Origin of the sequence: Streptomyces sp. DH41, from assembly GCF_029813785.1 — a bacterium.
GTDB lineage: Bacteria > Actinomycetota > Actinomycetes > Streptomycetales > Streptomycetaceae > Streptomyces.
Map to the genome: position 1 here is coordinate 23,163 of NZ_JARVKY010000010.1, position 20,164 is coordinate 43,326.

Sequence of the window (20,164 nt, forward strand, 5' to 3'; positions counted from 1 at the left end):
AACTACCTTCCACGAGGGCTGGACACACCCTGCCCGAGACACACGGCCGGAGGGGCGGGACCGTCGCCGTCCAACGGCCGACCACCAGGCGCTCCGCCGAGTGAGGAACGTGATGGCGACCCATACCGAGCCGGTGGCTCCTGTGCCCGTGGCCGAGCGTCGTGGCCGGGGCCACGTCGTGGTCACCTGGCTGACCACGACCGATCACAAGAAGATCGGCCACCTTTACCTGATCACGTCGTTCGCGTTCTTCCTGATCGGGGGAGCGCTGGCCATGGTGGTGCGGGCGGAGCTGGCGCGGCCCGGTCTCCAGATCGTGTCGGCGGAGCAGTACAACCAGTCGTTCACGATGCACGGCACGATCATGCTGCTGCTGTTCGCCACTCCGACGTTCGCCGGGTTCGCCAACGCGATCATGCCGTTGCAGATCGGGGCCCCGGACGTCGCGTTCCCGAGGCTGAACATGCTGTCGTACTGGCTGTTCGCCTTCGGTGGCCTGATCGTGCTCGGCAGCTTCTTCACCACGCAGGGTGCCGCCGACTTCGGCTGGACCGCCTACCCACCGCTCAGCGGGGGTGAGCGCACCCCGTACCTCGGCGGTGACCTGTGGATCATGGGACTGGCGCTCTCCGGCTTCGGCACCATCCTCGGCGCGGTCAACTTCATCACCACGATCATCTGCATGCGGGCGCCCGGCGTGACCATGTTCCGAATGCCGATCTTCACGTGGAACGTGCTGCTGACCTCGGTGCTCGTCCTGCTGGCCTTCCCCGTGCTGGCCGCCGCCTTGCTGGTGCTGGAGGCCGACCGCCAGTTCGGTGCGCACGTCTTCGATCCGGAGAACGGCGGGGCGATCCTGTGGCAGCACCTCTTCTGGTTCTTCGGCCACCCCGAGGTCTACATCCTCGCCCTGCCCTTCTTCGGGGTGATCACCGAGATCATCCCCGTCTTCTCGCGGAAGCCGATCTTCGGCTACATGGGGCTGGTCGGCGCCACCATCGCCATCACCGGCCTGTCGGTGACGGTGTGGGCGCACCACATGTTCGCCACCGGCGCGGTGCTGCTGCCGTTCTTCTCGTTCATGAGCTTCCTCATCGCCGTCCCCACCGGGGTGAAGTTCTTCAACTGGATCGGCACCATGTGGCGGGGCTCCCTGTCGTTCGAGCCGCCGATGCTGTGGGCGGCCGGCTTCCTGGTCACGTTCCTCTTCGGCGGCCTGACCGGCGTGCTGCTGGCCTCCCCGCCGATCGACTTCCACGTCACCGACAGCTACTTCGTCGTGGCGCACTTCCACTACGTACTCTTCGGCACGATCGTGTTCGCGATGTTCGCCGGCTTCAGCTTCTGGTGGCCGAAGATGACGGGCACCATGCTCGACACACGGCTGGAGAAGGTGCACTTCTGGACGCTGTTCGTGGGCTTCCACACCACGTTCCTGGTCCAGCACTGGCTCGGCGCCGAGGGCATGCCCCGCCGCTACGCCGATTACCTGGCCGCCGACGGCTTCACCGCCCTCAACACCATCTCCTCCATCGGAGCCTTCCTCCTGGGCCTGTCCACGCTGCCCTTCCTCTACAACGTCTGGAAGACCGCCCAGCACGGCAAGCGGATCGAGGTCGACGACCCCTGGGGCTACGGACGCTCGCTGGAATGGGCCACCTCCTGCCCGCCGCCCCGCCACAACTTCGTCACCCTGCCCCGGGTCCGCTCCGAGTCCCCCGCCTTCGACCTGCACCACCCCGCGCTCGCCGACCTCGACCAGGCGGAGAACACCGGACAACGCGACGCGTTCGACACGAGCGGTCACAAGGGCGACCGGAGATGACGGACGGGCACCTCCACGGTCCGGTCCCCGGTGTCGCCCCGGGCATCGCGGCGGAGGCGGAAGGCTTCCTCCTGGCCCGAGAACACCGGCAAGACGCACACCGGGAGGCGCAGGCGCTCTGCGACGCCCTCCCCTGGCTGACCACCGCACAGGCGGAGGACCTCACCCGGCACTATGTCGCCCACCGTCTCCGCCTGTCCCGGCAGATGTTCGAGGCGACCCTGCGCCGCGCCAACGAGCTGGGACGGGAGTACGAGGCCCGGTATCTGCGGCTGCGACGCGACCTGCTGAGGCGCCACGGCGTCTGGGCGTCGTGCCTGCTGGTCTGTGCGGCAGCCGTCAGCGGTGCGCTGTGTACGGTGGCCCGCTGAGCGGACCCGGACGGCGCACCTCCGTCCGAGGCCGGGGAGTAGGTGAGCCGGGGCGCGCTGGGTACTCGGCGCCGCATGATGAAGCGCGCACTGTGGCAGGGACTGCTGGCCGGTACGACCGGAGTGCTGGCGATGACGCTGGGCGAGAAGGCGGAGCAACGGCTGACCGGCCGGCCCGACTCCCACGTTCCCGCCCGCACACTGGAACGCCTGACCGGAATGCGGGAGTACTCCGGGCGTCAGCCGGTGCCGGTGAACCTGGCCATGCACGCGGGGCAGGGCGCCCTCCTCGGGGTCCTGCGGTCGGTGATGGCGCAGGCCGGGCTGCGCGGGCCCTGGTCGTCGGGGAAGTTCGCCGTCGTCCGGGTCACCTCCGACCAGATCCTGGAGAACGCCACCGGCGTCGGCGCCCCGCCCCAGACCTGGCCCCGCCGCGAACTCGCCGTCGACCTGCTGCACAAGACGGTGTACGCCTTCGTCACCGGCGCGGTCGCCGACGCCCTGGCCGCCCGGTCGGGCCCCGGTCCCGGGCAGCGGCACGCGGCGATGCGCTCCGGCCGCCGGTCCGACGTGGGACCTCTGCCCCGGGGGCGGTGACCGCCACGTGCGCCCGCGCGGCCGCGGGGCGGTCGGGCGGGCGCGGTGTGGCGTGGTCAGTCGCCGGTCGTCCTGGCCACCAGCGCGCTGTACGTCAGTTGCAGGGCGTCCGCGCCGGCCAGCGCGGTGAGCGCGCCCATGGCGGTGCGGGTGGCGCGCGGCCAGAGTAGCTGTCCGGCGGTGAGGGTCGAGGCCACCCAGACGCTCATGCAGAACGGGCACGTCAGCAGCTCGCCGACCGTGTCCTTGGCGCCCTCGCTGTGCGCCTCCTCGTGCAGCTCGGCCGGTCCCTCAGGGCCCTGGAACGTGGTGAAGGGAGCCCTCAGCGGACTCGTCACCGACGCCTTGCTCAGCAGCCGGCTCAGCCGGAACGTCGCCACCGCCGTCAGTGCCACGTCCCAGGGCGCGGGCCGCTCCGGCAGCGGACGACCGCGCATCCTGACCACCGCCGCCCACCCCGCCGTGTAGACACCGAAAGCCGTCATGGCCGCTGCGTAGCCGCGCAGCGGGCGGTCCTCTCCCGCCGAGTAGGTGTGTTCGGTGCGTCGCAGCCGTCGCCTCAGCCGCTCCGTGAGACGGCCGTCAGATGCCGTGTCCATGACCTTCGTTCTCTCCTGTCCGCTCCTGCGCCACGGCCGCTCGACCCGGGTCCGGTCCCTCCGTCTCACCCTCACCGCACAGCCTGATCTCCACGCGTCCCTCGACGACACGGGTGTCGAAGGCGGGCTGGGGCGCGGTGGCGGGGCCCCGGACGTTCCAGCCGTCCGAGAGCCGGAAGACGCTGCCGTGCCAGGGACATTCGACACACCCGTCGGCGACCGTGCCCTCGGACAGCGGGCCCGCCAGATGACTGCACCGATCGGCCAGTGCGTGGAAGGTGCCGCCGGTCTCGCGCACCACCAGGACCGGTTCGTCGTCCACGGAGCGCCGCACGGGCCGGCCGACGGGGAACTCGTCCACCGTGCCGATCCGGTGCCAGCCCTCGCCGACGACGTGCGGCACCTCTTCGGCGTGGTTGGCGCCGGAAGCCTGCCGGTAGGCGAGGTGACCGCCGAGCATGCCTCCCAGCCCGACCGCCGTCAGCCCGAGGAAACCGTACGCGCGGCCCGCTCCGGCCCGTCCGGTGAGGCGGCACAGGAGCGAGGCGCCGTACAGTCCCACGGCGGCCGTGTTGGCCACGGCGTGCACCAGTCCCACCCGTGTCTGCTGCCGATGGAGTTCGGCCCAGTCGACCGCGCCCGCCAACGCGGCCGGACCGGCCGCCGCCAGCCCGACGCCCACGAGGAGGCCGGCCTCCCGGTTGCGGCCGGGCAGCAGGTCGAGGACGGCGGCGGACATCCAGCTGCCGATGGGCACCTGCACCATCAAGGGGTGCACAGGATGACCGAGCCACCTGCCGTGCAACGCGTCCCGAGCCCGGCCCAGGGGGAGCGCTCGCACACTCCTGGTGAGCTTGTCGATCGCCGCGTCCGCCCTGGGATCACGCTCCAGGGCGTCGAGCAGCCACAGCATCCGGTTCTGGCCCATACGGCGTCGACCTGGTGTTTTGCTCATGGGCGGAGGGTCCCCCGCAGGGCATGGGGCAAACGGCGGCCGGGCCAGGACGCCGGCTCCGCCTCCCGGTCGACCGGACGGGTGCCCCGGCCGGCCAGGAGGACGCGGAGTCAGCCCTTGCCCATGGCTTTGCGGACGGTGTCCTTGGTGCGGTCCATGAGGGCGGCGACCGGTCCGAGGGCCATGTTCTTCGCCCCGGACTCGACGCCCGGGTGGGGCCGGGTGGGTGCCATGGCCTCGGCGGCCTTGATCGCCTTGGCCATCGCGGCGAGGTTGGTGGCGTCGGTGCTGCGGCGGATGTGGGTGAACTCGTAGCGTTCCTCGGCCCGGGCGTGTGCCTGGACGTCCTTGCGCAGCTTGAGCAGTTGGGGCATGAACTTCGGGTCGTCGGTGTCCATCTCGTCGAGGGCGGCCAGCGTCTCCTTGGCCGCCTTCTCCTCGGCGAGGCGGTCCTTCACGACCTGCTCGCCACCGGGGAAACCCTTGCGGGCGAAGGGGTGGACGACCTCTTCCTCGGCGGTCTCGTGGACGGCCAGCATCCGCACCAGGCGGCGGAAGGCGTCGCGGCGTTCCTCGCCCTTGGCGGCCTCGACCTCGTCGAAGAGGTTGCGGATGTCGCCGTGCTGGCGCATCAGCAGGGAGACGACGTCGTCGTCCTTGGCCATGTCGTCCCCGGCGTGCGGGGTGTGCAGCTCGGACATCGCGGCCTCCCTACTTCTCGCGCTGCGTGGGGTCGGGGTGCTCGCCCTCGGTCTGGACGCGGTACTCGCGGCCGAACATCTCGTCATGCTGGGTCATGACCCGGTCGCTCGGCGGTGCCTCGCCGCCGTGGATCTGCTCCTGCATCTTCTCGAACCGCTCGTGCGCCTCCCGGACGTAGCCGGCACCCAGCGTGGTCAGGTCCATCTGGGTATCGAGGAGTTCACGCAGATACCCCTTGTTCGGCTCGAAGGTGAGCACGTTGGGCAGTTCGGGCGCGAGCACGGAGGCGGGGTCGCGGCCGTCGTGGCGGCGCATCAGGTCGCAGGCGGCGTGCAGGTGCTCCAGCTCCATGTTCAGGTGCAGCTCCCAGATCGCCTTGACCCTGGGGTCGCTCTCCTGCTCCATGAAGGAGTGGTAGAGGTAGCACTCGTTGTACTCGTGGTTGACCAGCTGCTCCCACCACGTCTCACCCGGGTCCACCAGGGACTCGTAGTGGGTGACGTGCTCCTCCTCGATCAGCCCGATCTCCTGGTAGAGCTGGCGGGCGATCGGCTCCATGTAGGTGGGGCCGGTGTTCATGTAGAAGTTCATGGTCTGCTGCTCCGCCGACATGATCGTCAGCGCGTGCAGCTTGGAGAGCGGGTTCGTCTCGTCCTTGGCGTACGGGTCGCGGACGTTGTCCACCGGATTGCGGTGGTGGAACCGGGTGGGCCTTCCCGGCATGACCTCGGTCAGGCCGTCGACGATCGACTCCGCCTTGCGGTGCTCGATCATCTCGTACAGGTTCGCGTACCGGTACAGGTGGTCGAAGTCCTCCAGCACACCGAACTGGTACGCCTGCTTCAGGTACGGGTCCGGCTCCATCCGCGCCACCCACGCCGTCAGGTCCACCGCGACCTGCTCGTACGCGATGGTCGTCTCCAGCACCGAAGAAACGCCCGGGAGTAGCCAGTTCACGACCTTCTGCTGCTGCGCCTCGATGTAGCGGACCCGCGCCAGCTGCCGCTTGATCTCGGGATCGACCGTGTGCCGGGCGAGCTGGTGGCTGAACAGGATCGCCTCGACCTCGATGCCGTTCATCGTGATGATCCGGCAGCGGGTGTACGGGTCACAGTGGTCCGGGTCGATCGGAGCCACGTTCAGCTCACGCCAGTTGCGCACCTGGCGGTCCAGCGGGATACCCCGCTGCTCCAGCGGATTGAACGTCATGGGCCGTGCCTCCTGATGACGAGGGGAATCCGCGCGCCGCCGGAGTACCCCGTTCCAGGCGACGAGCACAGACGTGGCTCCCAGTCTGTTCACGACGGGCGACTTCCAGCCACCGCTCACGCCCGCAGGCCGCATGGTTCCCTCTGGTGGGTCAACCGAGCGAGCGGACGGGCCGCCACCCGGGGCACATCAGCGCCCCCAACAAAACCAATGTGCCCTCAAAGTGCCCTGGCCGCCTGACGGCCCCTCCCCGGCAAGCAAAAGGGCGAGGCCCGAAGACCTCGCCCGACCCCTACGAAACCCCAGCTCAGGGCCACACCAGGCAATACGGCTGATGCCCCGCCTCATGCAGCCGGTGCGAGAAGTCCTGCCACTCGTGCAGCGATTGGTGATGGGAGGGCACTGACCTGGTGTTTCGTGAGGGCATGTGCGTTGACCTGGGAAAACTCCTCTCGGTAGTTCTCGCAGGTCAACGCCGTTTCCCAGGCTCATGTGCCCCGGATATGCCCTCGGGGCCTCTCACCAGAGGGCGCCCTGCTCGGCTGACGGACGGGTAGTGGGCGGCGTAGCCGCCAGGTTCACTCGCGTCTTGGCGTTGATGGCACGAGGTTCCGTCGTCACGGCGCCCGCCTCACGCAGCTGCCGGACGGCCTCGATCACTTGGGCGGGCCGGTAGACGGTCTCCAAGAGGGCGTATCGCTTGAGCTCCGGGATGGTTCGCCCATCGGGTGTTTCGGAGATGAAGTCGTGCAGGATCCGTCGCAGCGGAGCCGTATCAGGCTCGAACGCGAGATCAAGCATCTGCTGTTGGGTGTCCCTGGGGTCGCGGTAGCGGACGCCGTAGGAAGGGTCCACCTTCCACATGGCGTCTTTCATCTTCTCCAGCCCCAGTTCGTGCTGGGTGCCGAAGATCAGGTAGAGCATCCTGCCGCCCTCGTCGACCATCTCGAAGTACAGCGTGTGCGTGAAGCCGGCCTGGCGCAGCGTGTTCCGGTATTGCTCGCGCAGGAACGTGAACTTGCCCGAGGGGGACTGCTGGAAGACGCCTTGCCACTCCGGGCTCCCGAAGGCTTGGTCGCCGAGCTGGCGGTGACCGTCGTGCTTCTCGGCGAACCGGGTGAGGAAGCTGGGCTCGAAGGTCACCATCACTTCGGTGCTGGGATGGCGCCCCAGTTCTTGGAGGAGCGAGAAGGGGATGTCGGGTCCGCCGAAGCTGTCCAGCAGGACGAAGAGGGGTTTCCCCAACGCTCCGATGCCCCGCAGCTTCTCCAGGAGGGCCGGGTGGAAATCTCCGTGATGTACGTCGACCGCTATTCGTTTGGTGATGTCGTCCGTTTGCCGGGAGCGGACGAGCTCCATCTGGCGCTGTAACTCTTTGACGCGCCGGGCATCCTCCTCCATGAGGATCACGCGCATACGTTTCGGGAACCTGTACAGAGCGTCGGCGAAGACTTCGTAGGCGATGACCGGGGAGCCGGGCTCGCCCTGTTTGTAGATGCCGGCACCCGCGAAGCCTTCGGCGTAAGTGATCACGTCGAGTCGTGACAGCAGAATCGGCGCCCATGCGGCCAAGTACTGCTTGAGTAAGTCATGTTTGGCCGCCGTGTGTGGATCGCGTTCCCACACGGCATCCTTCGGTACGGCCACCTTCGGTCCCCCTACTCCCGTCGGCCTCGCTGGAGAGAGGGTCACACATCGTTGCCGTATGCCACCAGAGTGCGTACGGCGTCTGCTGGACTTTGGCCGTTAATGGGCTGCGACAGGCAGTCGAGGTGGCATCTCGTCCCAGGTCGCTCCGTCGAGTTCGCGGCCCCCTGACTTCGGGCTGCGGCCACCCCATTGCTTGAAGAAGAAGGGCACTCCGGCGTGGTTGCAGGCGTCGCGGATGCCCACCAGCCACTCCTCCTGTACGGGGCGATAGTGGGGCCCGGACTCGCCTCCGGCGATAACCCAGCCGATGCCGTCCAGTTGCAGACCGGTAAGCGGACCGAGAAGAGGCTCACAGGACAGAAAGCGCACGGCAGCAGGCACTTGTCGAAGGTCGTCGACACGATCCAGGCGCTCTGCGTCTTCGACGGAGACGCCCATCCACAGGTTCGAGGGCCAGTCGAGTTCGTCGGCAACGCGCCGCAACCTGCGGGCCCTCTTGGTCAGTAGCTGGTAGGTGTGCTGGGGAGTCTCGGCAATCACCTGGAAGACCTGCCGGACGAATTCCAGGGGGACCTTGGCGTGGAAGAGGTCGCTCATGGAATTGACGAAAACCATCCGTGGGGCCTTCCACTGGCGAGGAATGGCCAATGCGTCTGGGTGAGGGCTGAGGCCGAAGCCCGGGCCGGATGTCCTGGGATCCCCGTCAGTCTGGTACTTGGCAACACCCATGGCCTTGAGACGCCTGGATAACGTCAAGGCGTAACAGTTGTCACACCCGGGGGAGATCCGGTCGCATCCCGTGGTGGGATTCCAGGTCGCCTCAGTCCACTCGATTGTGCTGCGATCGCCCATGGGGTCCCCTCCCGTAGCAGTTGGGCAAGGGCCACTAGCGCTTGCCCACTCAGCGCTTCGACTGCGCTGCCTAACGAGCGACGTACCGAACTGGCACGCGACCGTGCCCATCTTTCAGGTCGAACGCGTGTTCTGTGAAGGGGGTATCTCGTGGGTGGCTGCTAGGGTCAGGCAGCCGTGGCAGGGCGCGGTTCGCCGTGGAAGACCTGCTGGGCATGCCAGTCGCGGTGAGCTGCGGCAACAGGGCGCGAGCCGGGCTGGGGGCCGATGAGCGGGCGGCCTGCGAGGGCTATGACGTGCTCGCGAGCGGCGGGGCTGTGGCCGACGAAGCGTTGTGAGACCAGGATGCGGTGATCATCCCCCACGCCGAGGACGCCCCTGTCGAAGAGCTTGTGGTGCAGCGCGCACAGGCACAGCCCGTTCTCGACCTTGTCGGGTCCGCCGAACGCCCACCAGCGCACGTGGGCGGCCTCCAGCCCGACGGATACCGCGCCGATTCTGCCGTCGTATCCGCAGAAGGCGCACCGATACTCGTAGGCGGTCAGGACCAGCTCGCGCATCTGAGGGTCTCGCTGTCTGCGTACTGCCGAGAGCCGCTCAGCTTCCGCCGCCGGCTCCAGCTCCAGGCCAACGGCTTCACACAGTTCTCCGTGCAGGGAGGGCGGGAAGTGCAGGTCGAGAAGCAGTCGCGCGATTCTGCCGAGCAGGTCCGGCTCACGTCGCAGCGCCGCTCTCAAGTCCGGTGCGAGCCGCCCGGTGGCGCCCGTCTCCCGGAGGTCCCGTACCCCGCTGCCGGGGCTGCCCGGTCCGCGATCGGTGCGGACTTCCCATACCCCGTCGCTGACCAGGTGGTGGAAGGGGTAGGCGGGTGTCGTCTTGTTGGGTGGGCCGTACTCGATGAGCAGTCGCTGCAGATCCTGTTCCACCGCAGTGTATTGCAAACCGCCGTCGGTGTCCTCCTGGAACCGGCCGAGGGCGTACAGGAGCAGCAGTGGCTTGTGCGGAGCGCGCGTTCCACTCCTGGTCCACTGCCTCAGCTTCGCGATCCGCCCCAGCCAGTCCATGGCGGCTGATCGTAGACGGCCCGCCCGCACGCTGTGGTCACTGTGCAGGCATGCTGCCTGCCTAGGGCGTGGGTGCGATGCGGGCCTGGTGCCGAGAGGGGCGGCGAGAGGGTGAGCAGGCGTTCGCTGGCCCGGGTTTCCCAGCCCGCCGCCTGCAGGGCCTCCAGCACATACAGCACTTCCGGCGAGAGATTGGGCTCGCCCAGCCGCAGAGGCCGGCCGGTGGTGACGGCTCGAAGCAGGGCGGCCACGGTCGCCCCGCGCGAGCGGAACGGCAGCACCAGGGACACCGTGCCATAGCGACGTCTGGCGGCCGCGACGCGGTATCCGGAGTCGTCCAAGACACTCCGGTCGCCGAACGCTTCGTACACCTTGAAGTGCAGATCCATCCCGCGTGCGCCGATCCGACAGCCTCCCGGCCACGGCAGCCGTGCCTCCCCGTGCCGGGCGAGCAGGGCCGGCACCAGGTAGTACGAGGCCCGGATACGCGCGGCCTGGGGCAGGTGGGGGCGCACGGGCTGGTTTTCAGTCGGCAGAATCACCGCCGCAGTCGGCTTCCCGACCGGCTGCGCTACGTGCCAGCCCGACTCTTGGAGCAGCGCGAGCATGGTCTGCACGTCCGTGTTGGCAGGGATGTTGTTCAGCCTCACCGGACAGCCGAGGGCAGCCGCGGCGGCCACCAGCGGGAGCGCCGCGTTCTTGGAGCCGTCGACAGTCACAGTCCCGGTGAGTGGTGGGCCCGGACGAACGGCGATCACCTCGGCGGCCACGCCGGGGACGCGAGTGGTCGTCATCAGCAACTCCTCTGTGCAACAAGGGAGGACACGATCGGATGGTCCGGATTGGTGGGCAGTGCGATCTCGGCCCAGCAGCACTTCCCGACCGCCGTCGGCTCGACGCCGTATCGATCCGCGAGCGCGGCCACGAGGAACAGACCTCGGCCGCTCTCTCTAGACGGATCCGGGAGACCCGGTCGGGGCAGCTCCGGGCAGTCGTCGCAGACTTCGATCCGCAGTGACTGCTCGTCGAGACGGACGGACAGGGAGACCGGGCCGGCTTCGGCATGCCGGACCGCGTTGGTGACGAACTCACTGATCACGAGCTCGGCGGTGTGCACCACCTCGTTGCCCAGCACCGTGTCCCAGCCCTCTATCGCGTCCACGGCCCGGTGCCGGGCGGCGGTGACCGCGCTCGGTGTGGCGGATACGGAGAGTGCGAACTGGTGCGCTTTCACGAGCTGCCTCCAGGGTCGGTGCGGCTGCTCCAGGCAACCGCTCCGGAGGCAAGCGGGACCATGCCGTGTGCCGGGGCCGCATCACTTATGCAGGAGCTGCATCGCGGCCAATCGATGCTCGGTTACGCTCGGTTGAGCAGGCAGGATCGGCGACGGCAGAAGGGGCCGTGGCGCAGATGGCCGACGCACAGAGTGAAGCCGGACGGATCGGCGAAGTCATCCGTCAGGCACGCGTATTACAGCGACGCTCGCAGAAGGACGTTGCCACCGCACTGGGCTACCACCAGTCGAAGGTGAGCCGCCTGGAGAACGGCAGGGGTACGGAGGACGTGCGCGTGCTGCGCGAGATCGCGAAGGTACTGGACATCCCACCGCAACGTCTCGGCCTCGCCGCTGCCCCCGACGCCAGCCCCAGCGATCCCGGAACCGAGGACATGCACCGCCGCACCTTCCTTGCCGCGAGCGTCGCCGCGCTCGCGGCAACGCCGACGCCAACCGTGGCGCACCACGACCTGATCCAGGTCCTGCTGCCGGGACCGAGCCCCGCCGCCACCGGTGACTCCTCCGGTATCGACGAGCTGCGGGAGCGAGCGCGGACCGTGCGCCGGCTGTTCTGCACGTGCGACTACGCGAAACTGGAGCAGGCCCTGCCGGGCCTGATCGCCGACCTGCGTCAGGTCGCCGGCGGCTCCTCCGGTTCGGCGGAGGCGTCCGGGTTGCTCGCGACCACCTACCAGACGTCGGTGAGCCTGTTGCTGAAGCGAGCCGACCAGGGCAACGCCTGGCTCGCGGCCGGCCGGGCCATGGCCGAGGCGGAAAGGTCCGGGGACCCTGTCGTACTCGCCGCCAGCGTCCGCGTTCACGCTCACGTGCTCGTACGGGAGAAGCACACAGCCCAAGCCGTGAACATGGTGCGCCACACCGTCGACCAGCTCAGCGGCTCCTACGATCAACGCTCGCCCCGTTACCTGGCAGCGGTCGGCCTGCTGTTGCTCCGCGGAGCTACCGCCGCCAGCAGAAACGGCGACCGCGATACGACCCACGACTTCCTCACCGAGGCCAAAGAAGTGGCCCGCTACGTCGCATTCGACAGGCCGGACGCCTGGGCGAACTTCAGCCCTACCAACGTAGCCCTGCACGAGGTCAGCGCGGCTGTCTCATTCGGCGATGCCGGAATCGCCCTCCAAACCGCTCGTCCCCTCATGCGGCGGCACATTCCCGTCCCCGAGCGACGGGCCGCGCTCTGGGTGGAGGCCGCCCGCGCCTACAGTCAGCAGGGCAGACTCGCCGACGGCTACCAGGCCCTGCGCATCGCCGAGAGCTGCGCGGCACAGGACGTCCGCCGCCCGGCCGTACGCGAACTGGTCGCCGACATGGCAGCCCGGGACCGTCGCCGGGCGCTGCCCGAGCTCCACCACTTCAGCCGCCAACTGGGAGTGCCCGCGTGAGTGACCAGCACGACAAGCCGTTCCTCCAGATCGTGGTCTGCGCGGCCGGGGTCGCTGGTGATGTCGGCCGGCTGATCACCGCGGCCCATGTGCTGCACTGGGACGTCGGTGTCGTCGCCACCCCGCAAGGACTCGGCTTTCTTGACGCGGAGGCAGTCGAGGCACAGACCGGCCGCCCCATCCGCTCGACCTGGCGGTCACCGGGCGAGCCGCGCCCGAGCCGTGCTGCGGATGCGATCGCGGTCGCCCCGGCCAGCTTCAACACGGTCAACAAGTGGGCCGCCGGGATCTCCGACAACCTTGCGCTGGGGATCCTGTGCGAGGCGCCCGCCATGGGCGTTCCGGTCGCCGTGCTGCCGTACCTGAACTCCGCCCAGGCCGCCCATCCCGCATACCGTAGGAGTCTGGATTTGCTGCGCGAGATGGGTGTCCTGATCGGTTCCTACGAACCTCACCGGCCGAAGGCGGGCGGTGGGGCCGACCGCTACCGCTGGGAGGAAGTGCTGGAGCTGCTTGCCCCGAGGTTGCCCGCGCGGTCGTGATCAGCGACGGCGTGCTCCCGGTGGCAGGGATGTGACGGTGCTTGCCTCGTGGGCCGGAGTGCTGGGTGTCCCGTCGGGCCGCACTGTCCTGTGGGCCTGTGCTGCACGGGCGCGTGCGTTGGGCGTCGGCCGTGCGCTGATGCGTTGGATCCGCCAGGCCAAAGTCCTTGCGGGGGAGCGGGCGTCATCCAGGGCACGTTGGTCGGTGGCCTGGATGAGAAGTCGTTCCGGGTCGTGCCCGAGTGCCTCCGCTTCGGCGAGTGCGGCAGTGAGGGCAGCGATGGCGGGATCTGCGATGACGTGCTCCGAGTGCTCGGGTACGGCCCGACGGATGTGGTGGACGAACCGGTCCACAGTCGGTTGTGGCGGTCGGCGCCTGATGAGGGCGGCCAGGGGCGCGGCTGCCGCCTGGTCGAAGGCGGCTTGTAGGTGGAGCAGGGCCTGCTGGGCGGCGGCGACCTGCTGGTCGTGGTGGCGGAGCTGATGCCAGCGGGTGGCCGCGATGGTGACCAGGATCGCGGCATCGAGGAGCATCGCCAGCGCCGTACCGTCGCTTGGTGCGGGCTCGCGGAGCATCGCCCGTGTGGCGCTTCGCAGGGCGCGGGTGTGGTCGTGTTCGGCCCGAATGCGGGAGCGCGTGGCGCGCTCGAAGGCGGAAGCGGCTTCGCGGAGACGAGCGCGGATGGGCGCGGGGGAGAGGAGCGGCAGGGCGTCCAGGGCTTCACCGAATGCGGCGAGGTGGGCCTGGGAGGCTCGGTCGTCGTGACCGGTGAGGTGGTGGGGGATGCGCTCGGTGGCGGAGGTGGCCTGGTGCCACGGGTTGGGAGACCGAGGAGGGCGCCTGCTCGGCTGGTCGGTGGCCTTTAGACGTGTTCGAATTCTGGGGAGGGACAGGTCCGGGGCGAGCGTGGAACCGGAGTACCAGATGGGTTCCTTGCCGGCAGTGAGGTTGTCTTTGCTGGCGACCTTGTAGCCGCGTACGTCGCCAGAAGGGAAGTACACGGCCTCGACCAACACGCCCTCGGTATGGCTGAGCAGGCGGATGAACTCCTCGGTGCTGATGGAGGCGGCCACGGCAGTGCGGACGATGTTGTGTAGGCGCTCACGAGCCGACTTGTCCTGCCCTTGGCGGTGCGCCTTTTCCTGCTCGGCGCGGGTGGAGCGTTTGGCGGCGGTGCGGTCTCCGCGGAGGACTCGAAGGAGTCCGTACTCCTTTTCGATGGTGGCGAGTTCGCGGTCTGCGGTGAGGTAGTCGTTCCAGTGGCGGGCGGGGCGGAGATCGCCGCGGACCTTGGTGGCGGCGATGTGGATGTGGTCGGGGGCGTGGCGGACGGCAACCCAGCGGCAGCCGTCCGGGTCGTCTTGTGGCGCGATGCCGGTGGCGGCCACGACGCGGCGGGCTATGTCGGCCCACTCCTCATCGCTGAGGTGGCGGTCGGTCGTGGCGGCGCGGAGGGAGCATTGCCAGACGTGCCGTTCGGGTGCTCGGCCGAGTCGGCGGGCTTGCTTGACGCGCAGGTCGAGGTCGGCCACCAGCAGCCTCTTCGTGGCGGTGAAGTCGTCCGTGCGGCCGGGGTCGGGAGCGAAGCCGTCCCAGGAAGCGACGAGGTGGGGGTCGGTGTGGTCTTTGGCCTTCTTGGTGTCGAACAGGTAGCGGATCAGGCCGGCCGTGTCCTTTCCGCTGCTGATCTTGGCGATCACCGGGCGGCCTTGTTGGTGACGGTCAGGTTCGCAGCTGCGGCGATCTCGCTGATGGCTGCTCGGACCGCGTTCAGGGTGCGCTCTGTCTGGGCGAGGGCGGCAGTGTCCCCAGGGTGTGGATGGCCGCCGGAGTTGAGCTTCCGGGCGATTTGGTTGGCGTTGTTGCCGATCTTGGCGATCTGCTCGCGCAGGGCGGTCAGCTCGTCGATGTAGTCGTCCAGCGGGGTGCGCTGGCCGGGCAGGGCGAGATCGCCGTGGATGTGAGCCATGACGACGGCACCGACGTAGTGGGCGCCAGCGATGTTGAGCGACCGGGCCTTGGCGAGGATGGCGCTCTTCTCTTCGATGCTGTAGCGCACGTCGACGCGTTCTTTGCGCTGGGTGTCTTTGCGCTTGCGGCGGCGGGCGATGCGGTGCAGGGCGGCGGCTTCGGCGGCACGAGGGAGGACGACGGGGGTGGCCTGGACGCGTTGTCCTTCCTCGGGTGCCCCCTGGCGCCCGTGGGTCTCCGCCACCCCCGGGGCGGAACTCCCGTTGGACCGCCCCTTGGACGGTCCAACGGCATACCTTGCTGGCTGGGTGACGCTCGTGGTCATCTCCCGCTGTCCGGAGGGCAGGTCACGTCGGGTTTCGCGCACCGGGGCAGTCCTTACTAGGGGTCGGCGGACGGGATGTGCCAGGGGCGGTCGGCTCCGCCCTCTGACCACTCGCTGAGCAGCGCGATGACGGGCGGTACCGACCGGTCAGCGCGCTAGGAGGCGCGCTCGGGCGTACGGTCGAGTTCGGCCTGCAGGCGGCGTGTGATCTCGGTGAGGCGGTCTTTGCCGACGGGGTGGCCCTGGGCTCGGATCGCCGCTTCGACGTGGCGGCGGGAGATACGTCCTTGGCGGCCCAGGGGCGCGGCGCGGCCGAGAGCCAGGAGCGTTTCCGTGGAAGCGCTGGGCTGCCGACCCTTGATCTGGCTGTGAGGCTGACGCGCCTCCGCCACTTCGGCCGGAGGGTCCGCCACGTCCGCGATGTCCTCCGCCACAACTTCATGCCGTGCTTGTGCCGCGTCCTTCGATGCATCGGCCGTGTCGCTGTCCGGAGCGGGTCGCAGCAAGTCCTCGACGTGAGTGTGGCGCTGAGCACTGACCGGTTCAGTCGAGTGCCGACCAGTGGGGTGGCGGCGTATGACGAGATCCAGGTGGACGGCTCCGGCGAGCGCGAGCGGGGCGATGGCCGACAGGGCGCCGACGGTGAGGTCGTCCAGGTGGAGCCCGGCGGCGTCGCTCTCCTGGTTGAGACGGACTGCGTGCAGGGCGTTCGCCCAGATGCTCGTGATGGTGGCGACGCCGACGAGGGCCCAGACGTAGAGGCGAGATCGCCAGGGGGCGGCTCGCAGGATGAGCAGGGCCGCGACGCCGATGGCGATGAACCCGTCGATCACGAGCGGGAAGGCGTACGTCAGCGCTCCGCGGATGTGGATGGCCACTGCCATCTGCCGCAGGGCGTCGTACGAGAGGGCGAAGCCGATCGTGCCGACCAGAGCGACTCCCAGGCGGATCGCGGCGGTCATCATCGGTACTGGGGTCGCGGTGGTGCGTACGGGCAAGCGGGTGCTCCAAGCGGGGAGGGATGGTGGGCAGAGAGGTGGCGGACCCGTCGCACCCGTCGCACGGCTGGTCAGAGCAGGTACGGGTGATCGTCGTGGTACGAGACGACTCGTCGCAGCGACGACACCCGTCACGGGGTTGACCTGCGATGCGACGGGTGCGACGAGTCTTTACGGGTGCGGGTGCGGGTGCGGGTGCGGGTGCGGGTCCGGGCCTGTCGGGGCGCTCTCGTCACCGTTCCCGGAGGCGGACTCCTCCGGGCAGTACCGCGCCCAGGCGTCGGTGAAGCGGAGGCGCGCGAAGCCCTTGGCCTGCCTGCCGCCCTCGAAGCGGAGGGTGGCGGCCTTGATGTCGAAGTCCTTCAGGAGGAGCCCAAGGTGGCGTGGGCTGAGGCCGGTGGTGCCGTACTCGGCCCACGGAGCCTCCTGGTCCTTGAGAAGCTCCTCCAGCAGGTCCCGGGTGCGCATGATGTCCGGGTCGCCGCAGCGGGCGAAGGCGCGCCGGATGTCCTGCAGCAGGCGGGTCTTGAGGTTGGACTCGTCGTCCTTGTCCGCCTCGGCGGCGCACATGGCCGCGCATGCAGCGCGCGCGTCCTCGGGCCAGGTGCCGCCGGCCAGCTCCGCGACGATCACGAGCGGTTCCCAGGTGTCCGCCGCGCGATCCTGCACCGGCATCCGCGGTACCACGTCCGCGGCGGTGTCCATGAGCGGACGGATCCAGGCCGCCAAGCGGTCCCGCAGAGCGTGCAGGGCTGGGATGTCGCGGCGGGAGCGGAACTGCTCGACGCGCTCGCCGTCCTTGCGGCGTTGCATGCGGATCACCACCGCCCGGTCCATGACCGTGTCCGGCAGGGCGCCGATGCCGGCAAGCGCGGCCATGGCGAAGGTAGGGAACTTCCGCGTCTTGTGCTCGGGGCCGGAGATCCGCAGGGCGGGCCGGTTGCGCTGGTGGCCGGCGTTGAGCAGGCCGCGCAGTTCCTCGTTCTTCTCGGCGGCCTTGACGCTGCCGAAGATGGTGTCGGCCTCGTCCACCAGCAGAGTGGGCGGGTCGTCACCGATGGCACGGAAGACGACAGGTGGGCTGGTGTTCACGGTGATCAGCGGGTCGTGCGCCGTCTCCGTGATCACGTCCAGCAGGCGGGACTTGCCGCACCGCTTCGCCGGCCCGACCACCGCCAGGCGCGGAGCGTGCTGCAGTGCGGGCTGGATGTGCGTGGCCGCCACCCACAGCGTGACGGCGGTCAGCGCCTCGCCACTTGGCAGGATCACGTACCGGGCGATCGCTGCGCGCAGCTCGTCCAGCAGGCCGGCGCCTTCGTTGGAGCTACCCGTCCGATCACGCTCGCTGGATGAGGGACCGGACGCCGGGCCCTGGCCGGGGATGGCCACGGGTGGCCAAGGCGGGGTGACGGCGGGTGCGGTGGGGGTTGGAGAGGTCGTAGATTCGTCCACAGGCGTTCCTCCCTGGTGAGTTCGGACGGGCAAGGTCCGGACTCACCGAGACAGATCGTTTTCTGGCAAGGGGCGATGTGGGAAGGGGCCACGCGGCTCCCGGCGGTGGCTCGCCGGGAGCCGCTTCGCTTTCCCGTGTGGTGGTCTCAGACGGCGAGGTCGTACGCGGCCTGGGCGTTCAGCCAGGCATCCACCTCGGCCCAGCGGTAGCGCAGGTGACGGCCGACCTTGTGCACGTTGGGGCCGATGCCCCGGTACTTCCACTGGTAGAGCGTCTTGACCGGCACCCCGAGGTACTCGGCGACTTCCGCCGGGGTGGCGAGGGGGCCGCGTCGGTTGGCGTCGGCGGCGGTGTGGGCAGGACGAGGGGAAAGGCTCGGCATAGGGCTCCCTTTTCGGTTTCGGACAACTGCGTGGACAACACAGCCACACCCTGGGCGGAGAAGTCCAGAGTTGGTTCTAGAAGGCTCCAGAAGTTCCCGTTGGTGAGCGCGGGAGGCGTAACCGTAAGGGTGAATCGGCGGTTGACCAAAAAGCGCGTTCCGAGATGCCCGGAGGGGTAGTGGCGGCAGGTCGCGACGGGTGCAAGCTGGCGGGGCGGGTGCACTGTGCTAGCTATTCGGTGCCCGTTGGAGCGGTGAAGGTGCTTCGTTCTACCCGTCTCCGGGGAATGTAACGGGAGAATGGCGCTCCTGCCGGAAATGGATTCTGTAGAGTTTAAGAACCAACTCTTGCCAAAAGGACTGGCCGCGAGTTAGAGCTACATGTCATGGCAACTCGACCCATTGAAATCGGCCCCGCTGGCCTCCATGCCGCCCAGGCTATAGAGCGCATACGCCTCAGCCGCGGCCTGACCCAGCATCAACTCGCCGCTGGATGCTCGGCTCTCGGACGTCCGATGACCAACACTGCTCTCAGCCGGACGGAACGCGCGTACCGCCGTTGTGATGTCGACGACCTCGTCGTGATCGCTGCCGCGCTCGGAGTTCCTCCGACGGCCCTGCTTCTGCCGTTCGCATCCTCGTCCGGTACCGACCGAGAGGGGCGCTAGTTGGCACGCGTCTGGATTGAGGACCGCATCAGCCACGCGGCCTACGTGCGGGCGGTGGCCGAGGCCAAGCGGGCGGGTCGCATGCCACCGGGGCGCTACCGGGTTCGCTGGTACGGTCCCGACGGCAAGCCGAAGATGAAGACCTTGGCCCGCAAGGTCGATGCCGATGCCGAGCGGTTGAAGATGGAGTCCCGTCTCAACGACGGCTCTTACCGCGACCCGGCTGCCGCGCGCGTTAAGTTCGCGGAGGTCGCGGACTCCTGGCTCGCCGCCCAGATCCACCTGAAGCGCCCGACGCGCAACCGGTACCGGGGCGTTCTCGATGTCCATGTGATCCCGAGATGGGGTACTACTCCGCTCGACCGCATTCACTTCGAGGACGTCGCCGAGTGGCTGGCTGACATGCTGTCCGGCCAGGCGACAGGTGGTCGGAAGCTCAGCCCACGGTCGGTCCGCAAGGCGTACGTGGTGCTCAGCCGTGTCCTCGGTTTCGCGGTAAAGGCCCGCCGCCTGGCCGTCAATCCGGCCCTTGGAGTGCCTCTGCCGAAGGCGGCCCCGACCGACCACGTATACCTCGACGACATGCAGGTCGAGGCACTGGCGAACGCAGCGGGCGCCTACCGGGTGTTCATTCAGCTCTTGGCCTACACCGGTCTGCGGTGGGGCGAAGCATCGGCGTTGAAGGTGGGCCGTGTGGATCTGGCCGTCTGCAGGGTCCACATCGTCGAGGCGTACGTCGAGGACAGCGGGAAGCTCTACCTCGACACCCCCAAGAACCACGAGCGCCGGTCCGTGCCGATTCCGCGCTTCCTGGTCGAGGAGCTAAAGCCCTATGTCCAGGAACGGGGCGATGAGGAGTTGCTCTTCACGGCACCCCAGGGTGGCCCCCTGCGGGCTCGCAACTTCCGTCAGCGGTTCTTCGCGCCGGCGGTCGCGCAGGCGGGGCTGGGGCATCTCAAGGTGACCCCGCACAAGCTGCGCCACACGGCGGCCTCGCTGGCCATCGCCAGCGGTGCGGATGTCAACGTCGTTCAGACGATGCTGGGCCACAAGTCCGCGACGCTGACCCTGGACACGTACGGTCACCTCTTCCCGGACCGCTTGGACGAGGTGTCGAAGAAGATGCACAAGCGGCGTTCCAAGCAGCTGGCCAAGGCCAAGGCCAAGCTGGAGAAGGCGGAACGGAAGGCCCGGGAGGCCGCGGAAGCAGTGGTTGCTCTGGAGGAGGATTCGGCGTGACGTGTGCCTGATCCGTGCCGGGAAGCCGTGAGCGAGGGCGCCGATCGCCGCAGCAGAGCGGTCGGCGGCGCCCTCCGCC

20 protein-coding genes and 1 pseudogene are annotated in these 20,164 nt (G+C 68.8%); 7 read left to right on the forward strand and 14 right to left on the reverse strand.

Annotated elements, in window-relative coordinates:
* Positions 1-112: 112 nt before the first annotated feature.
* From ctaD to QC283_RS17990, 3 genes are all read left to right on the forward strand, one after another.
* Positions 113-1,825 carry an aa3-type cytochrome oxidase subunit I gene (gene ctaD, locus QC283_RS17980; RefSeq protein WP_279562566.1) on the forward strand — a complete coding sequence of 571 codons (1,713 nt, stop codon included), beginning with the start codon at positions 113-115 and terminating at the stop codon, positions 1,823-1,825.
* Positions 1,822-2,196, forward strand: coding sequence for a hypothetical protein (locus QC283_RS17985; RefSeq protein ID WP_279562567.1), 375 nt, complete (start codon positions 1,822-1,824; stop codon positions 2,194-2,196). The genes ctaD and QC283_RS17985 overlap by 4 nt, the downstream gene beginning before the upstream one ends.
* A 75-nt stretch (positions 2,197-2,271) precedes the next feature.
* Positions 2,272-2,793 carry a hypothetical protein gene (locus QC283_RS17990; RefSeq protein WP_279562568.1) on the forward strand — a complete coding sequence of 174 codons (522 nt, stop codon included), beginning with the start codon at positions 2,272-2,274 and terminating at the stop codon, positions 2,791-2,793.
* Positions 2,794-2,849: 56 nt separating this feature from the next.
* On the opposite strand, the gene QC283_RS17995 is transcribed toward QC283_RS17990, so the two are convergent.
* The 9 genes and pseudogenes from QC283_RS17995 to QC283_RS18035 form a co-directional block, all read right to left on the reverse strand.
* Entirely contained in the window at positions 2,850-3,392 is a 543-nt protein-coding gene (locus tag QC283_RS17995) for a DUF1360 domain-containing protein (RefSeq protein WP_279562569.1), read from the reverse strand.
* A complete protein-coding gene (locus tag QC283_RS18000; protein ID WP_279562777.1) occupies positions 3,376-4,320 on the reverse strand; it encodes a Rieske (2Fe-2S) protein in 945 nt (314 codons plus the stop codon). The genes QC283_RS17995 and QC283_RS18000 overlap by 17 nt, the downstream gene beginning before the upstream one ends.
* 137 nt (positions 4,321-4,457) lie before the next feature.
* Positions 4,458-5,048 carry a hemerythrin domain-containing protein gene (locus QC283_RS18005; RefSeq protein ID WP_279562570.1) on the reverse strand — a complete coding sequence of 197 codons (591 nt, stop codon included), beginning with the start codon at positions 5,046-5,048 and terminating at the stop codon, positions 4,458-4,460.
* Positions 5,049-5,058: 10 nt separating this feature from the next.
* Complete coding sequence (locus QC283_RS18010) at positions 5,059-6,258, reverse strand: hypothetical protein (protein WP_279562571.1); 1,200 nt, start codon at positions 6,256-6,258, stop codon at positions 5,059-5,061.
* A 519-nt stretch (positions 6,259-6,777) separates the two neighbouring features.
* The gene (locus QC283_RS18015; RefSeq protein WP_279562572.1) at positions 6,778-7,905 is read right to left on the reverse strand and encodes a three-Cys-motif partner protein TcmP; all 1,128 of its coding nucleotides are present in this window, start codon (positions 7,903-7,905) and stop codon (positions 6,778-6,780) included.
* A 99-nt stretch (positions 7,906-8,004) separates the two neighbouring features.
* Positions 8,005-8,760, reverse strand: coding sequence for a DUF5131 family protein (locus tag QC283_RS18020; RefSeq protein ID WP_279562573.1), 756 nt, complete (start codon positions 8,758-8,760; stop codon positions 8,005-8,007).
* Between the two features lie 167 nt (positions 8,761-8,927).
* Positions 8,928-9,824: a phosphorothioated DNA-binding restriction endonuclease gene (locus tag QC283_RS18025; RefSeq protein WP_279562574.1), complete on the reverse strand. Its 897-nt coding sequence runs from the start codon at positions 9,822-9,824 to the stop codon at positions 8,928-8,930.
* A gap of 86 nt (positions 9,825-9,910) precedes the next feature.
* Positions 9,911-10,618, reverse strand: a pseudogene (locus QC283_RS18030) (UDP-N-acetylglucosamine 1-carboxyvinyltransferase); the annotation flags it as partial.
* Positions 10,618-11,058 (reverse strand): ATP-binding protein, encoded by a 441-nt coding sequence (locus QC283_RS18035; RefSeq protein ID WP_279562575.1) that lies wholly within the window; start codon positions 11,056-11,058, stop codon positions 10,618-10,620. The gene QC283_RS18035 and the pseudogene QC283_RS18030, both read right to left, overlap by 1 nt.
* A 176-nt stretch (positions 11,059-11,234) precedes the next feature.
* Between QC283_RS18035 and QC283_RS18040 the strand changes: the two genes are divergently transcribed.
* Together QC283_RS18040 and QC283_RS18045 are read left to right on the forward strand one after the other, a co-directional pair.
* Entirely contained in the window at positions 11,235-12,506 is a 1,272-nt protein-coding gene (locus QC283_RS18040) for a helix-turn-helix domain-containing protein (RefSeq protein ID WP_279562576.1), read from the forward strand.
* Positions 12,503-13,048: a flavoprotein gene (locus tag QC283_RS18045; protein WP_279562577.1), complete on the forward strand. Its 546-nt coding sequence runs from the start codon at positions 12,503-12,505 to the stop codon at positions 13,046-13,048. Before QC283_RS18040 ends, QC283_RS18045 begins: the two co-directional genes overlap by 4 nt.
* Here QC283_RS18045 and QC283_RS18050 read toward each other — a convergent pair whose 3' ends face one another.
* The 5 genes from QC283_RS18050 to QC283_RS18070 form a co-directional block, all read right to left on the reverse strand.
* Positions 13,049-14,749 carry a relaxase/mobilization nuclease domain-containing protein gene (locus QC283_RS18050; protein ID WP_279562578.1) on the reverse strand — a complete coding sequence of 567 codons (1,701 nt, stop codon included), beginning with the start codon at positions 14,747-14,749 and terminating at the stop codon, positions 13,049-13,051. It lies immediately after the preceding gene.
* The gene (mobC, locus tag QC283_RS18055; protein WP_336620648.1) at positions 14,746-15,264 is read right to left on the reverse strand and encodes a plasmid mobilization relaxosome protein MobC; all 519 of its coding nucleotides are present in this window, start codon (positions 15,262-15,264) and stop codon (positions 14,746-14,748) included. The genes QC283_RS18050 and mobC overlap by 4 nt, the downstream gene beginning before the upstream one ends.
* A 236-nt stretch (positions 15,265-15,500) precedes the next feature.
* Positions 15,501-16,307 (reverse strand): DUF2637 domain-containing protein, encoded by an 807-nt coding sequence (locus QC283_RS18060; protein ID WP_443032641.1) that lies wholly within the window; start codon positions 16,305-16,307, stop codon positions 15,501-15,503.
* A gap of 207 nt (positions 16,308-16,514) precedes the next feature.
* Positions 16,515-17,795, reverse strand: coding sequence for a DUF3631 domain-containing protein (locus QC283_RS18065; protein WP_279562580.1), 1,281 nt, complete (start codon positions 17,793-17,795; stop codon positions 16,515-16,517).
* 146 nt (positions 17,796-17,941) lie between these two features.
* Entirely contained in the window at positions 17,942-18,178 is a 237-nt protein-coding gene (locus QC283_RS18070) for a helix-turn-helix transcriptional regulator (protein WP_210903622.1), read from the reverse strand.
* A 386-nt stretch (positions 18,179-18,564) separates the two neighbouring features.
* Here QC283_RS18070 and QC283_RS18075 point away from each other — a divergent pair, with 386 nt between their 5' ends.
* Both QC283_RS18075 and QC283_RS18080 read left to right on the forward strand, forming a co-directional pair.
* On the forward strand, positions 18,565-18,846 hold the full coding sequence (locus tag QC283_RS18075; protein WP_279562581.1) for a helix-turn-helix domain-containing protein: 282 nt from the start codon (positions 18,565-18,567) through the stop codon (positions 18,844-18,846).
* Positions 18,847-20,085 (forward strand): tyrosine-type recombinase/integrase, encoded by a 1,239-nt coding sequence (locus QC283_RS18080; protein WP_279562582.1) that lies wholly within the window; start codon positions 18,847-18,849, stop codon positions 20,083-20,085.
* Positions 20,086-20,164: the final 79 nt, after the last annotated feature.

Coding starts and splice junctions, on each gene's coding strand:
- QC283_RS17985 (WP_279562567.1), top strand. CDS start 1,822: ATGACGGACGGGCACCTCCACGGTCCGGTCCCCGGTGTCGCCCCGGGC.
- QC283_RS18005 (WP_279562570.1), bottom strand. CDS start 5,048: ATGTCCGAGCTGCACACCCCGCACGCCGGGGACGACATGGCCAAGGAC.
- QC283_RS18020 (WP_279562573.1), bottom strand. CDS start 8,760: ATGGGCGATCGCAGCACAATCGAGTGGACTGAGGCGACCTGGAATCCC.
- QC283_RS17990 (WP_279562568.1), top strand. CDS start 2,272: ATGATGAAGCGCGCACTGTGGCAGGGACTGCTGGCCGGTACGACCGGA.
- QC283_RS18075 (WP_279562581.1), top strand. CDS start 18,565: ATGGCAACTCGACCCATTGAAATCGGCCCCGCTGGCCTCCATGCCGCC.
- QC283_RS18010 (WP_279562571.1), bottom strand. CDS start 6,258: ATGACGTTCAATCCGCTGGAGCAGCGGGGTATCCCGCTGGACCGCCAG.
- ctaD (WP_279562566.1), top strand. CDS start 113: ATGGCGACCCATACCGAGCCGGTGGCTCCTGTGCCCGTGGCCGAGCGT.
- QC283_RS18060 (WP_443032641.1), bottom strand. CDS start 16,307: ATGACCGCCGCGATCCGCCTGGGAGTCGCTCTGGTCGGCACGATCGGC.
- QC283_RS18000 (WP_279562777.1), bottom strand. CDS start 4,320: ATGGGCCAGAACCGGATGCTGTGGCTGCTCGACGCCCTGGAGCGTGAT.
- QC283_RS18025 (WP_279562574.1), bottom strand. CDS start 9,824: ATGGACTGGCTGGGGCGGATCGCGAAGCTGAGGCAGTGGACCAGGAGT.
- QC283_RS18040 (WP_279562576.1), top strand. CDS start 11,235: ATGGCCGACGCACAGAGTGAAGCCGGACGGATCGGCGAAGTCATCCGT.
- QC283_RS17995 (WP_279562569.1), bottom strand. CDS start 3,392: ATGGACACGGCATCTGACGGCCGTCTCACGGAGCGGCTGAGGCGACGG.
- QC283_RS18070 (WP_210903622.1), bottom strand. CDS start 18,178: ATGCCGAGCCTTTCCCCTCGTCCTGCCCACACCGCCGCCGACGCCAAC.